Annotated in this window: 7 protein-coding genes; 1 reads left to right on the top strand and 6 read right to left on the bottom strand. The window is 63.1% G+C overall.

Annotated elements, in window-relative coordinates; translation table 11 throughout:
• Positions 1 to 4 precede the first annotated feature (4 nt).
• From LHU53_RS04180 to LHU53_RS04155, 6 genes are all read right to left on the bottom strand, one after another.
• Positions 5 to 1,291 (bottom strand): NAD(P)/FAD-dependent oxidoreductase, encoded by a 1,287-nt coding sequence (locus LHU53_RS04180; protein WP_227330826.1) that lies wholly within the window; start codon positions 1,289 to 1,291, stop codon positions 5 to 7.
• 26 nt (positions 1,292 to 1,317) lie between these two features.
• Entirely contained in the window at positions 1,318 to 4,614 is a 3,297-nt protein-coding gene (locus LHU53_RS04175; RefSeq protein ID WP_227330825.1) for an efflux RND transporter permease subunit, read from the bottom strand.
• A gap of 1 nt (position 4,615) precedes the next feature.
• Positions 4,616 to 5,716 carry an efflux RND transporter periplasmic adaptor subunit gene (locus LHU53_RS04170; RefSeq protein WP_227330824.1) on the bottom strand — a complete coding sequence of 367 codons (1,101 nt, stop codon included), beginning with the start codon at positions 5,714 to 5,716 and terminating at the stop codon, positions 4,616 to 4,618.
• A 132-nt stretch (positions 5,717 to 5,848) separates the two neighbouring features.
• A complete protein-coding gene (ssb, locus tag LHU53_RS04165) occupies positions 5,849 to 6,361 on the bottom strand; it encodes a single-stranded DNA-binding protein (RefSeq protein WP_227330823.1) in 513 nt (170 codons plus the stop codon).
• A gap of 54 nt (positions 6,362 to 6,415) precedes the next feature.
• Complete coding sequence (locus LHU53_RS04160; RefSeq protein WP_227330909.1) at positions 6,416 to 7,606, bottom strand: MFS transporter; 1,191 nt, start codon at positions 7,604 to 7,606, stop codon at positions 6,416 to 6,418.
• Between the two features lie 11 nt (positions 7,607 to 7,617).
• On the bottom strand, positions 7,618 to 10,128 hold the full coding sequence (locus tag LHU53_RS04155) for an EAL domain-containing protein (RefSeq protein ID WP_227330822.1): 2,511 nt from the start codon (positions 10,126 to 10,128) through the stop codon (positions 7,618 to 7,620).
• A gap of 595 nt (positions 10,129 to 10,723) precedes the next feature.
• Between LHU53_RS04155 and LHU53_RS04150 the strand changes: the two genes are divergently transcribed.
• Entirely contained in the window at positions 10,724 to 13,876 is a 3,153-nt protein-coding gene (locus LHU53_RS04150; RefSeq protein WP_370632217.1) for an excinuclease ABC subunit UvrA, read from the top strand.
• Positions 13,877 to 14,040: the final 164 nt, after the last annotated feature.

Raw genomic sequence — 14,040 nt, 5'->3', positions numbered from 1 at the left:
AAGATCAGTTGTCCAGCCGGTTGATGCCCAGCAAACCCATGATGTATTTCTCGTAAATAGGCTCTGAGGTGCCTTTTTTAAGCTTGCGCATGAAATATTTCTCATACGCAATCTTGGCCAGGTGCACCCACTTGCCCTTCTTGAACCAGTTCACGTTGCGCGGCGGAATCTGCGGCAGCGCCACAAAGGCGGCGCCGGTGTCGCCCATGTCGGCCAGACACACCGCGTTCCAGGTGCCTTTGCCGGTGACCGGTTTGCCCGCCAGTTCGTTGGCAATGTTGTGGCAGATGGCGGTCATCATGCTCTCGATCATGTAACCGGTCTTGGGACAGCCGGTGGGCACGGGCGTCACCTCCACCGGCGGAATCGCCACACAGACACCGGCCGAGAAGATGTTGCGATAGGCCTTGCTGCGCTGGAATTCGTCAATGAGCACCATGCCACGCGGGTTGCACAGCTTGGGCACGGCGGCTACCGCATCCACGCCTTTGAAGGCGGGCAGCATCATCGCCAGCTTGAAAGCGATTTCATGCTCTTTGAGCACGTTGCCCTGGTCGTCGATCTGGGTGACAAACATCTTGCCTTCTTCCACCTTGGTGGTTTTGGCGTTGGTGACCCATTTGATGTCGCGGTTGCGGAACTCCGACTCCAGCATCGATTTGCTGTCGCCCACACCGCCCAGGCCCAGATGGCCCACATACGGCTCGCTGCTGACGTAGGTCATCGGCACCTTGCTGCGTAACTTGCGCCGACGCAAATCGGTGTCGAGCACCATGGCAAATTCGTAGGCCGGGCCAAAACAGCTGGCGCCGGGCATGGCGCCCACCACGATCGGGCCGGGGTTCTTCAGAAACTGCTCATACTCGGCAAAAAACGCCTGGGCGTGGTCCACATGGCAGATCGAGTGGGTGAAGCCACCGCCGCCGGACGCCGCTGGGCCCGCGCCGGGCACCTCGTCAAACGCCAACTTGGGGCCCGTGGCGATCAGCAGGTAGTCGTAGGCCAGCATGTCACCGTCGACCAGCGTGAGTTGGCTGGCGTCGGCGTCAATGTGCGTCACGGCTTTCGGGATGAAGGCGATCTTCTTGCGTGTCAGGTACGGCTCAATCGGCAGGGTGACCTCGTCGCGGCCCCGCCAGCCCACCGCCACCCAGGGGTTGCTGGGCACAAACTGGAAGTAGTCCGTGCTGTTGACCACGGTGATGCGATGCTCTGCGGGAAGCATTTCACGCATCTCGTACGCGGCGGGCATGCCGCCGATACCCGCCCCCATGATGACGATATGAGCCATTTTTGTCTCCTGTTGGAAAAAGTTGTTTACCCCTCTTCAAAAACACCCGCCGCATCTGGGCGCGGCTTGATACGGCGCCAATACAGCGCGTAATACAGGACAGGAATCACCACCAGCGTGAGCACGGTAGACACCAAAATGCCAAAAATCAGGGAGATGGCCAGGCCGTTGAAGATCGGGTCGTCCAGAATGAAAAACGCGCCGATCATGGCCGCCAGGCCGGTCAACGCAATCGGCTGGGCGCGCACTGCGGCCGACTGCACCACGGCCTGCTTGAAGTCCAGCCCGCGGGCCACCTGCAAGTCGATGAAGTCCACCAGCAAGATGGAGTTACGCACGATGATGCCCGCCAGCGCAATCATGCCAATCATCGACGTGGCGGTGAACTGCGCGTTCAGCAGCGCGTGACCCGGCATGACACCGATGACGGTCAGCGGAATCGGCGCCATGATCACCAGCGGCGTCAGGTAACTCTTGAATTGCGCCACCACCAGCAGGTAGATCAGGATCAGGCCCACCCCGTAGGCGGCACCCATGTCGCGGAAGGTCTCGTAGGTGATCTGCGACTCGCCGTCCCACTTGATGGCGTATTGCCGGAACGGGTCGCTCGGCTGGCTGATCCAATATTCACCAACTTCCCCGGTGCCCGGCAGCGCGGCCTGCTGGAGCTTGTCGCGGATGGCAAACAGGCCGTACAGCGACGAATCGAGCTTGCCCGCCATGTCACCAAACACATAACTCAGCGGCTGCAGGTCTTTGGTGAACAGCGGTTTGTCGATCACGCCGCGCTCCACATCCACCAGTTCAGACAGCGGCACCATCTGGCCGTTGGCGGCACGCAGCGGCATGGCCAGGATGGCGTCCAGATCCACCTGGTCTGGCAGCGGCAACTGCAGGCGCACCGGCACCGGGTACTTGGTGTGGCCATCGTGCAGGTAGGCGGCATCGGCGCCAGTCAGGGCGATGGCCGCAGTTTGCGCCACCGCCGCCACCGAGATACCGAGCGACTCGGCGCGCTGACGGCGTACCCGCAGGTAAGCGCGCGGCGCGTTTTCTTCCAGCGAGGTGTCCACACCCACAATGTCAGGCGTGGCTTCAAAAGCTTGGGCCAGGCGTTCGGCCAGCGCCTGGCGGCCCGCTTCATCGGGGCCATACACCTCGGCCACCAGCGGTGACATCACGGGCGGGCCGGGTGGCACTTCCACCACCTTGATGCGGGCCTGGTGGCGCTTGCCGATGTCTTCAAGCGCCGGGCGCAGCCGCTGCGCAATCGCGTGGCTTTGGTCATCGCGGTGGTGTTTGTCCACCAGATTGACTTGCAAATCACCCTGCTCGGCATCCGCACGCAGGTAATACTGGCGCACCAGCCCGTTGAAGGTGATCGGCGAGGCGGTGCCGGCATAGGCTTGCAAGTTCAGCACCTCGGGCTGCTGCGCCAGAAAGGCACCCAGTTCGTGCAGAGTGGCGGCGGTTTCTTCCAGCGGCGTGCCCGCCGGCATGTCCACCACCACCTGAAACTCGCTCTTGTTGTCAAACGGCAGCATCTTCAACACCACCCACTGCACCAGGGCCAGCCCAACCGACAGCGCCAGCGCCACCAGAATGCCCGCCAACAGCAACCAGCGCTTGGAGGCACTGTCCAGAAACGGCGTCAACACCCGCGCAAAAAAGGCTTGCAATTTGGCGTCTTTGCCGGAGCTGGCACCATGATCCGCGCCATGACCCGGGCCGTGTGAGCGCATCAGCTTCAAGGCCAACCAGGGCGTGACGGTGAAGGCAATCCCCAGCGAGATGGCCATGCCCAGGCTGGCGTTGATCGGGATCGGGCTCATGTAGGGGCCCATCAAACCGCTGACAAACGCCATCGGCAGCAACGCGGCAATCACCGTGAAGGTGGCCAGGATCGTCGGGCCGCCGACCTCATCCACCGCCTGCGGAATGATCTGGCGCAAGCTCAAATCGGGATGCAACTGCTGGTGCCGGTGGATGTTTTCCACCACCACAATCGCGTCGTCCACCAGAATGCCGATCGAGAAAATCAGCGCAAACAGCGACACCCGGTTCAGTGTGAAGCCCCAGGCCCAGGAGGCAAACAAGGTGGCGGTCAGGGTCAGGATCACCGCCGCACCCACGATCACCGCCTCACGTCGGCCCAGCGCAAACCCCACCAGCAGAATCACCGAACCGGTGGCAAACGCCAGCTTCTGGATCAGCTTGTTGGCTTTTTCGGCGGCGGTTTCACCGTAGTCACGGGTGATGCTGGTCTGGATATTGGCCGGGATGACCGTGTTCTGCAGCTCAGTGATCCGCGCCCGCACCGCGCTGGACACATCGACCGCATTGGTGCCGGGCTTTTTGGTGACCGTGACGGTCAGGGCCGGGTACACCCCCCCAGCCGCCGGGGCAGTTGCGCCGGACGCCGCCACCGCAGCTTGCGCCACACCGGGTGTGAACCACACATACCGCTGCGGCAACTGGGCACCGGCCTCGATGCGTGCCACTTCGCGCAGGTACACCGGGCTGCCCTTGCTGGTGCCCACAATCAGCTCACCGACATCCTCGGCCGAGCGCAAAAATTCGCCGGTTTCCACCTGGAGCATTTGCCCGTCCAAGCTGCCGCCCTGGATCACCGCGCCGGACGGCATGCTGACATTGGCCGCTGCCAGAATCGATTTGAGCGACAACACGTCCACACCGCGTTCACGCAGGCGCACCGGGTCGAGCCAGACATGCACCGCACGTGCCGGGCCGCCCAGGGTGGAGACTTCACGGGTACCCGGCACGCGCTTGAGTTCAGCTTCCATGGCGTGGGCCACGCGCTCCAGGTCCACGGCGGGCGTGGCCTCATCGCTCCACAGGGTGACGGCCAACACCGGCACGTCGTCGATGCCTTTGGGTTTGACGATCGGCGGCAGGGTGCCCAGTTCGCGCGGCAACCAGTCCTGGTTGGCATTGAGCACGTCGTACAGGCGCACCAGCGCCTCGGTGCGCGGCACCCCCACCTTGAACTGCACCGTCATCACCGCCATGCCCGGGCGCGCCACCGAGTACGTGTGTTCCACGTCGGCGATCTGGCTCAGCACCTGCTCGGCGGGCCGGGCCACCATGTTTTGCACGTCGACACTGCTGGCCCCGGGGAACGGGATCAGCACGTTGGCCATGGTCACGTTGATCTGCGGTTCTTCTTCGCGTGGTGTCACCAGCACCGCAAAAACGCCCAGCAGCAAGGCCACCAGCGCCAGCAAGGGCGTGATGGCGTTGCGCTGGAACGCTTTCGCCAGTCGGCCCGAGATGCCCAACTCAGCGTCAGCCTGGGTACCCATGTCACTGCACCGCCGTACCGGAAGCCGCCGCCTGGGCGCCGCTCAGGCCCGCCTTGATCGGGTCCAGCGCCACCTGGTCTTTCTCATCCAGACCAGCCAGCACTTCAAATCCCTGCGCACCGTGGTCGGCACCGAGCCGGATCGCCTTCAGCACAAACCCCCTGGGGCTGGCAACATACACCGCCGTCAACTCACCCCGGCGCAACACGGCTGCCGCCGGAATCACCAGCCGCTGCTTTTGCCCGGCGGCGGCGAACCGCACGCGAATCTGCTGGCCCGGCATCAGTCGGGACGCCGCTGCCGTGGGCAGTTCCAAGCGCCATTCGATGGTTTGCGACACCGGGTCGACGCCGGGCATCGGGCTGGCGTTCACCGGGCGAATCCAGGTCTTGGCACCATCCGCAGCAGGCACCTCGACGTCGATCACGCTGGTAGCCGTCAGCAGGGTTGAGCGCGACACCGGCATCTGCACCACCGCGCGCAAGGGCGTGGGGGCATAAATCGTCAACAAAGGGGTGCCGGGCATGGCCAGGTCGCCAACCTCGGCCAGGGTTTGCAACACGGAGCCGTCAAACGGCGCCGTCACCCGGGTGAAACCTTGCGACAAACTCGCCTGGCGGGCACCGGCTGTGGCCTGATCACGGCTCGCCTGCGCGGACTTGAGCTGTGCCTCGGCGGTGTCCATGGCCGCCGAGCTGATGAAACCCTTGCTCAGCAAATCACGCGTGCGCTCGAAATTGGCGCGTGCGTTACGCAACTCGGCATCGGCCTGCGCCACTTGCGCCTGGCTGCGTTGCACGCCGGTCTGGGTTTCGCTGTCGTTGATGGTGGCCAGCAGCTGCCCGGACTTGACCTGGTCACCCGCCTTCACGGCCAGCGACAGCAAACGTCCACCCGCCTGCGCCGAGATGGTGCTTTGTTTCACCGGCTGAACCACGCCGTCGATCTCAAAGCCTTGGCCCACAGCCTGCAACTGCACCGCCACAACAGGAACCTGGATTTGCGCCATGGCCGAGGCGCCCGCCAGCAGTCCGACAGCGCACACCGCACCTCGCCCCCACAAGGAGAAGTCAACCCAACGGGACAAACAAGTACCTGCCATGACGCTTCCTTAAAAATACAGTGGGGAGTATAAAAGAACGCCATTTTTTGTGTGGTGATTTTCAAAAACACACAAAAAAAGGGCCGTGGCATTGAAGCCACGGCCCTTTTTTCGAAAATCAAAACGTTCTATTTAGAACGGAATGTCGTCATCCATATCGTCAAAGCCGCTGGCCGGACGCGCGGGCGCGGGTGCCGGCGCGGGACGGGCCGCCGGGGCGCTGGGGCGGGGCGGCGGAGCCGAGCGCGGCGTGTAATGGCTGCCGTCATCACCACCGTAGCCCTGGTCGTCACCGGAAGGCGCACCCCGGCCTTCGCGACCACCAAGCAACTGCATCTCGCTGGCGATGATGTCGGTGGCGTATTTTTCAATGCCGTCCTTGTCGGTGTATTTGCGGGTTTTGATGCGCCCTTCGACATACACCGGGTTGCCCTTTTTCAGGTATTGGCTGGCAATCTCGGCCAGGCGGCCAAAGAAAGTCACCCGGTGCCATTCGGTTTCGTCGACCATTTCACCGGCTTTGTTCTTGTAGCGGCTGCTGGTGGCGATGGTGATGTTGGCGATCGGGTCCCCGCTGGGCATGTAGCGTACCTCCGGGTCGCGGCCCAGATTGCCTAACAAAATCACTTTATTTACCGAAGCCATACATTTCTTTCAGGTTGAGGCGCAAGCGGGTCTTGCTTGCAAACGGACACTTTATCAGGCTTTAACCTGCGCCTGCAGCGCCTGGACCTGCGGTATTTGCATGCGCCAGGCCAGCAGCAGCCAGATCGCCATGAAAACGCCGCAGCCGGCAAAAAGCGCCTGGGCGCCACCCCACTGCATGGCCCAGCCACCCAGCAGACCACCGGCAAAAAAACCCAGCGATTGCAGCGTGTTATAGACGCCCAGCGCTGCACCGCGCGTCTGCAGCGGGGCCAGCCTGGAGACCATGCTGGGCAGGCAGGCTTCCAGCACATTGAAGCCATAAAAGAACAAGAACAACAGCGCGCCAACCAGGTAAACGGGGGGCTGGCGCTCGACTTGCCACCACAAACCCAACTGCACCAGGCCCATCAAGGCCACCGAAGTCAAAAAGGCCCCGCGCACCCACCCGCGCTTTTCCAGCTGGAAAAAGCTGCCGCCCATCACCACAAACGAGCCCACCAGCACCGGCAGATAGACCTGCCAATGCGCACTTGGCGGCAAACCCGCCTGCACCAGCATCGCAGGCACGGCCAGCCACATGGCCAACTGCACCCCGTGCAGCACAAAAGCGCCATAGTTCAGGCGCAACAGATCCGGCAAACGCAGCACCGCCAGCACCCCACCCGGCTGCTGGCGGTGCAGGGCAGGCTCGGGCGGCACCCACCAAATCACGGCCGCAATGCCCAGCAGCGCCAGCACACCGGTCAAGCCAAAAATGGCCGCCAGACCGCCCCACGCGGCCAGCACTGGCGCCACCACCAGCGAGAGTGCAAAGGTCAGCCCCATGCTGACCCCCAACAGCGCCATGGACTTTGTGCGCACCCCATCGCGCGTCTGATCGGCCAGCAAAGCCGTCACCGCGGCCGACACCGCACCGGCACCCTGCAGCGCCCGCCCGACCGTGAGCCACAGCAGCGACGGCGCGACAGCGGCCACCAGACTGCCGAAGGCAAACACCAGCAGTCCCGCCACGATGACCGGCTTGCGGCCAAAGCGGTCGGAAGCCAGGCCATAGACAAACTGCAGCGCGGCCTGTGTCAGACCGTAGATGCCCATCGCCAGCCCGATCAGGCGGGTGTTGTCACCGCCCGGGTAGTGCGCCGCCTCTTGGGCAAACACCGGCACGATCATGAACAGGCCCAACATGCGCAGGCCAAAAATCGAGGCCAGCGAGAGGTTGGCGCGCAGCTCCAGGCGCGTCATCGTGCCGGGCATCATGACCGGACAGCCTGCAGCAGCTCACCCAATTCTGACGCCGGCATCGCCTTGGCATACAGCCAGCCCTGGTAGGCCTCGCAGCCGTGCTGGCGCAAAAAGGCCAGTTGCGCATCGGTTTCCACGCCTTCGGCAATCAATGTCATGCCCAGGCTCTTGGCCAGCGCAATGATGGCGCGCGAAATGGCGGCATCACTGGCATCGTCGGGAATGCCATCCATGAAACTCTTGTCAATTTTCAGCTTGTGAATCGGCAGCAGCTTGAGGTAAGCCAAGGACGAATAGCCGGTACCGAAGTCATCCAGCGCCACGCTGCAGCCCATGGCCGCCAGGGCCTCGAACTGTTCGCGCGCCTGGTCGGGTCGGGTCATGGCCACCGATTCGGTGATTTCAATGGTCAGCCATTGCGCCAGGGCACCGGTGCGCTCAAGCACCCGGCGCACCTGCTCAGGCAAATCACGCTGGCGAAACTGTTGCGCCGAAAAGTTCACCGCCACCTGGATCGGTGTGCCCGCCTGCGTCCACGCGGCAATTTGCCGACAAGCGGTTTCCAGCACCCACTCCGACAGCGGCAGGATCAAGCCCGTGGCCTCCGCCACCGGAATGAAACGGGCCGGCGAGATGGGGCCCAGCTCCGGGTCAAACCAACGCAACAAGGCCTCGGCCCCCACCACCTCGCCCGTTGCCACGTCCACTTGCGGTTGGTAGTGCAGCTGCAGACCTTGGCGGGCGATGGCGGCCTTCAAATCGGTGTGCAGTTGCATGTTGTGATGCGCCAACTGGTCCATCTCCTTGGAATAGAAGGCGCACCCACCGCGACCGTTGGCCTTGGCTTGGTACATGGCCATGTCGGCGTTACGCAGCAGGGTTTCGCTGGTGTCGGCATCGCCGGGGTAAAACGCCAAGCCTAAGCTGGCCCCCGAATACACCTCCTGATCTTTCAGGACATAGGCCGTTTTGAGGATGGCAAGCAGCTTGTTGGCGACACCCAGTGCGTCCTCAGGGCTGTCCAGATCGGCCAGCAGCACGGCAAATTCATCCCCACCCTGGCGCGCCAGCGTGTCATGTTCACGCAGCACGCTGCGCAGGCGCGCACCGGCCTGCACCAGCAGCATGTCGCCGGTGCTGTGGCCAAAACCGTCGTTGATGTTCTTGAAAAAATCCAGGTCGATGAACATCACCGCCACATGCTTGCCTGAACGCGCCGCGCGCGCCAGCGCCTGGTCAAGCTGCAGGCGAAACAGCCAGCGGTTGGGCAAGCCGGTGAGGTTGTCGTGGGTGGCCTGGTGTCTGAGCGAATCTTCAAACTGCTTGCGCTCGGTGAGGTCGCGGATGTAGGCAATGGCGTAGGGCGTGCCACCATCCTCCCAGTGCCCCAGGGAGATGTCCACGGGCAGCTTCTGGCCATCACGGCGCATGAGGGTCAAGTCCATCATGCCCATGGCCCTGTTGCGCGGTGCCAGGAAATGCGCCTTGATCGACGCCGCGTGGCGCCCGCGCAGGTGGGCGGGCAAGAAAATGTCAACGTTTTGCCCCCGCAACTCGTCTGCCGTGTAACCCGACAAGGTGGTCATGGCGGGGTTGGCCAGCAGAATTTTGCCGCTGTGGTCAACCCACAAAATGCCGTCCGGGGCCACGCTCAACACCTGTTTCTCGCGCAATTGCTGCACTTCCAGGCGTTGCAAAGGGCGCTTCAGGGCCTCGTTGAAGATGGCGTGAAACACATACAGATAAGCGGCCACTTTGTAGACATGGCCGATGGCACTCGCCGCATCGTGGCCCACCTGGGTCAGCAAGGTGAGAAACAACGCTGACACCGCCGACAAGCCCGCAGCGAAGACCATCGCCATGAAAAATTCGTGCTGCAACGCCCGGCGGCGCTGCCAAAGCACCCCGATGGTGCTCAAGTGGATGGCCATGATCAGCCATTCCAGACCCATTTTCAGCGGCGTCAAACCAGCGTCGGGCACCAACAGCGCAGGCACCTGCTGCGGCCATCTCCAGCCAAGGGCCGCCAGCAAGCCAACCACCCCCAGCATCCCAAGCAACGCGACGCGCCTGCGCCGACGGCTGACCGCGGCAGCCTCCCCCTGCCAGACGTACATCAGCAAGGCAACGGCAGCCAGCAAACGCGCCGCCAAACAGAACAACATGGCTTGGTGCTGGCTGTCGGGACGGATGGCATCGGGCATCCCCACAAAGCTCATCAGGTGGAAAAAATCGAGCAGGCCAACCCCCAGGAACAGGATGCCCAGCAGCATCGCCGCAGGGGCCCGATTCGACACGATGGCGCGATAACCGGTGACAAAAACCAGCATCGCCACCACCACGGCAAAAAGCTCCACGGCCATGTGAAAAAAAACAAAGCTGCGCGACGCCATCACCGGCTGCGGCACAGACTGTGACACCCACCACCACAACGGGATCGCCAACCCCAGCAGGGCCAGGCCAAACGCGTTCGGGTAGGGGTGAGCGTGCCGCGCCAAGGTCATGGCCTGACCTGGTTGCAAGGGGCTGGCCTCTTCCTTCAAACGGAAACGACCTTCACGACATCAACCAGCCGCGAGCCGACGGCCGCCTGGCTGACCCAGCTGTCCATCAACGCCTGGCTTTCCTTGGCAACCACCGCCGGGCGCCCCGGACTGCGGCGGGCTGCCGACCTTTGACCGGACAAGCCGGTGGGTGTTTTCGGGTAGTTTGGACACATGAACGCAGATTTCAACAAAGGCCAGCGCGTGCAGCGGTTGCACCGGGCAGCACGACCAGGCGGGACCAGGGCCTGACGAACGGGTTGCCGGGGGTGCGGGCAAACACGCCCAGTTTGAAAATGAGTTTACATCAGTGACTTGGACAACAGACGGGCAACCACACCGCCCATCCTGGGCCCAACACCGCTTGGGGTGCCCGGTATTGAGGGCTTGCGCCGCCGCAATGATGCACTGCGCTGCCCAGTCAGTTTGCGACGTCAGCAAGTCATTGTCAGGTTTTTGCCGGGCAGGCGCACGTCCAGAATCACCGGTTGCAGCCGTTGACACCCCTGGGAATGACTATCATGGCAGGTTTTCTGGTGCATTTTCACCGGCCCTCTTAGAAGCCCCCAACGCCTTGAATACCCCGACCGACGGCCTTCCTTTTGAACACGCGGAAGACGGCAAGTACCTCGCCCGTGCGCTGCAACACCAGCACATCAGCATCCGCGGTGCGCGCACGCACAACCTGAAAAACATCGACCTCGACATCCCTCGCAACCAGCTGGTGGTGATCACCGGCCTCTCGGGCTCGGGCAAGTCCAGCCTGGCGTTTGACACCCTCTACGCCGAGGGCCAGCGCCGGTATGTGGAGAGCCTGTCCACCTACGCGCGCCAGTTTTTGCAACTGATGGACAAGCCCGATGTGGATGTGATCGAAGGCCTGTCGCCGGCGATTTCCATCGAGCAAAAGGCCACCAGCCACAACCCGCGTTCCACTGTGGGCACGGTGACCGAGATCCACGACTACCTGCGCCTGCTGTTTGCCCGCGCTGGCACACCGTATTGCCCGGACCACCAGCTGCCGCTGCAATCGCAGACCGTGAGCCAGATGGTGGACACCACGCTGGCGCTGCCTTCAGAAACACGGCTGATGATCCTGGCCCCACTGGCGCGCGAGAAAAAAGGCGAGTTTCTGGACGTGTTTGCCGACATGCAGGCGCAGGGTTATGTGCGCTTCAGGATCAACGGTGTGGCGTATGAGTTTGACCAGTTGCCCGCGCTCAAAAAAACCGAAAAACACGACATCGACGTGGTGATTGACCGCATCAAGGTGCGCCACGCGCCCCTGGCCAGCGCAGCAGCCGACAAAACGGTGGATGGTGAAGATGCGGTGATTGACCCCGACACACTGGCCGCCCACGCCGACTACACCGCCCTGAAACAGCGCCTGGCCGAGAGTTTCGAGGCCGCGCTGCGGCTCGCCAACGGTCGCGCCATTGTTGTTGAAATGCCAGGCAGCGCAAGCCATCAGGACACGAGCGACAAGCCCAACGAGCACCTGTTCAACGCGAAATTCGCCTGCCCAGTCTGCAGCTATTCGATTGCCGAACTGGAGCCACGGCTGTTCTCGTTCAACTCGCCGGTGGGCGCCTGCCCCAGCTGTGACGGCCTGGGCCAGCAGGACTACTTCGACCCGGCGCGGGTGGTGGCCTTCCCCAGCCTGAGCCTGGCCAGCGGCGCCATCAAGGGCTGGGACCGGCGCAACGCCTATTACTTTGCCATGCTGGAAAGCCTGGCCGCGCATTACAAGTTTGACATTGACGCGGCGTTTGAGTCGCTGCCCCAAGCCATCCAGCACGCGGTGTTGTTTGGCTCGGGTGAGGAAGAGATCAAATTTGCCTACGCCATGGACGCCAGCGCGGCGGGCAAGAAGGTCAGCAAAAAACACCCGTTCGAGGGCATCATCCCCAACATGCAGCGGCGCTACCACGAGACCGACTCCAGTGTGGTGCGCGAAGACCTGGCGCGCTACCGCGGGACCCAGCCCTGCCCGGACTGCGCTGGCAGCCGCCTGCGCAGGGAAGCACGCCACGTGAAAATTGGCGAGGCCACGCAAGCGCGCGCCATCTTTGAGCTGAACCACCTGACGCTGGCCGAGTGTTTTGGCTATTTCAGCGCCTTGAAAATGGCCGGCGCCAAAGGCGACATCGCCGCCAAGATCGTGCGTGAAATCAGCCTGCGCCTGAAATTTTTGAACGACGTGGGCCTGACCTACCTGAGCCTGGACCGCAGCGCCGAAACGCTGAGCGGCGGTGAGAGCCAGCGCATCCGCCTGGCCAGCCAGATCGGCAGCGGACTGACCGGTGTCATGTATGTGCTCGACGAACCCAGCATCGGCCTGCACCAGCGCGACAACGACCGCCTGATCAGCACCCTGCAGCACCTGCGCGACATCGGCAACAGCGTGCTGGTGGTGGAGCATGACGAAGACATGATGCGCGCCGCCGACCAGATCATCGACCTCGGTCCCGGTGCCGGCGTGCACGGCGGGCGCGTCATGGCACAGGGCACGTTTGATGAAGTCCTGGCCAATCCCAACTCGCTGACCGGCCAGTATCTGGCGCAAACGCTCAAGATTGAGGTGCCGGACAAACGCACCGCCTGGTTACCCACCCAGGCGCCCAAAGCCTTCAACGGTGGCAAAGCCAGCCGCTTCGCGCCCAGCCCGGCAGCGGTGCGGCGCGCCGAGCGGGAAGCGTTACACAACGCCACACTGGGTGACATGCAGGCGCTGAAAGTCATTGGCGCCAGCGGGCACAACCTGAAAAACGTGGACGTGGCGTTTCCAGTTGGCCTGTTCACCTGTGTCACCGGTGTGTCGGGCTCAGGCAAGTCCACGCTGGTCAACGACACGCTCTACAAAGCCGTGGCGCGCACCATCTACCGCGCGCATGACGAGCCGTCCGAACACGTCGCCATCGAAGGCATCGAGTATTTCGACAAGGTGATCAACGTCGACCAGTCGCCGATTGGCCGTACACCGCGCTCCAACCCAGCCACCTACACCGGCCTGTTCACCCCGATCCGCGAGCTGATGGCCGAGGTGCCGACCGCCCGTGAACGTGGCTATGGCCCGGGTCGCTTTAGCTTCAACGTCAGCCAGGCCAGCGGCGGCGGGCGCTGTGAGGCCTGCGAGGGCGACGGCATGGTCAAGGTGGAAATGCACTTTTTGCCCGACGTGTATGTGCCCTGCGACGTGTGTGCGGGCAAACGCTACAACCGCGAAACCCTGGAAGTGCTCTACAAGGGCAAAAACATCGCGCAAATCCTGGACCTGACGGTGGAAGCCGCGCACGAGTTCTTCAAAGCCGTGCCCACCATCGCGCGCAAGCTGCACACCCTGCTGGACGTGGGCCTCTCTTACATCCGCCTGGGGCAGGCCGCCACCACGCTGTCAGGCGGTGAGGCGCAGCGCGTCAAACTGGCCCTTGAATTGTCCAAACGCGACACCGGCCGCACGCTCTACATCCTGGACGAACCCACGACGGGTTTGCACTTTGCCGACATCGCCCTGCTGCTCCAAGTCTTGCACCAGCTGCGCGACGCGGGCAACACAATCGTGGTGATCGAACACAACCTGGACGTGATCAAAACCGCCGACTGGTTGATCGACATGGGCCCCGAAGGTGGCAGCGGCGGTGGCACCGTGGTGGGTGTGGGCACGCCCGAAGCCCTGGCGGCAAACCCCGCCAGCCACACCGGGCGGTATCTGGCGCGGCTGTTGTGACACCGCGCAGCGTTTGGATGTTTGACGCAACACCACCAAGCTGTCGTCCCGGTCATCAACTGTGACGCAGGTAGTCGGGGCATGGAGGGCGGGTCGGAGACCGCCGTGACAGCCGGGTTTCATGCGTCGGGTGGTTGGGCCGCCATGACGGACTGGCCGGATGC

Source organism: Rhodoferax sp. U2-2l (genome assembly GCF_020594515.1).
Taxonomy (GTDB): domain Bacteria; phylum Pseudomonadota; class Gammaproteobacteria; order Burkholderiales; family Burkholderiaceae_C; genus Rhodoferax.
This window is presented reverse-complemented; position numbering and strand designations above follow the sequence as displayed.

Excerpts from the sequence above, each read along its gene's own strand:
- LHU53_RS04170 (WP_227330824.1), bottom strand. The coding sequence starts at position 5,716 with ATGGCAGGTACTTGTTTGTCCCGTTGGGTTGACTTCTCCTTGTGGGGG.
- ssb (WP_227330823.1), bottom strand. The coding sequence starts at position 6,361 with ATGGCTTCGGTAAATAAAGTGATTTTGTTAGGCAATCTGGGCCGCGAC.
- LHU53_RS04160 (WP_227330909.1), bottom strand. The coding sequence starts at position 7,606 with ATGACGCGCCTGGAGCTGCGCGCCAACCTCTCGCTGGCCTCGATTTTT.
- LHU53_RS04175 (WP_227330825.1), bottom strand. The coding sequence starts at position 4,614 with ATGGGTACCCAGGCTGACGCTGAGTTGGGCATCTCGGGCCGACTGGCG.
- LHU53_RS04180 (WP_227330826.1), bottom strand. The coding sequence starts at position 1,291 with ATGGCTCATATCGTCATCATGGGGGCGGGTATCGGCGGCATGCCCGCC.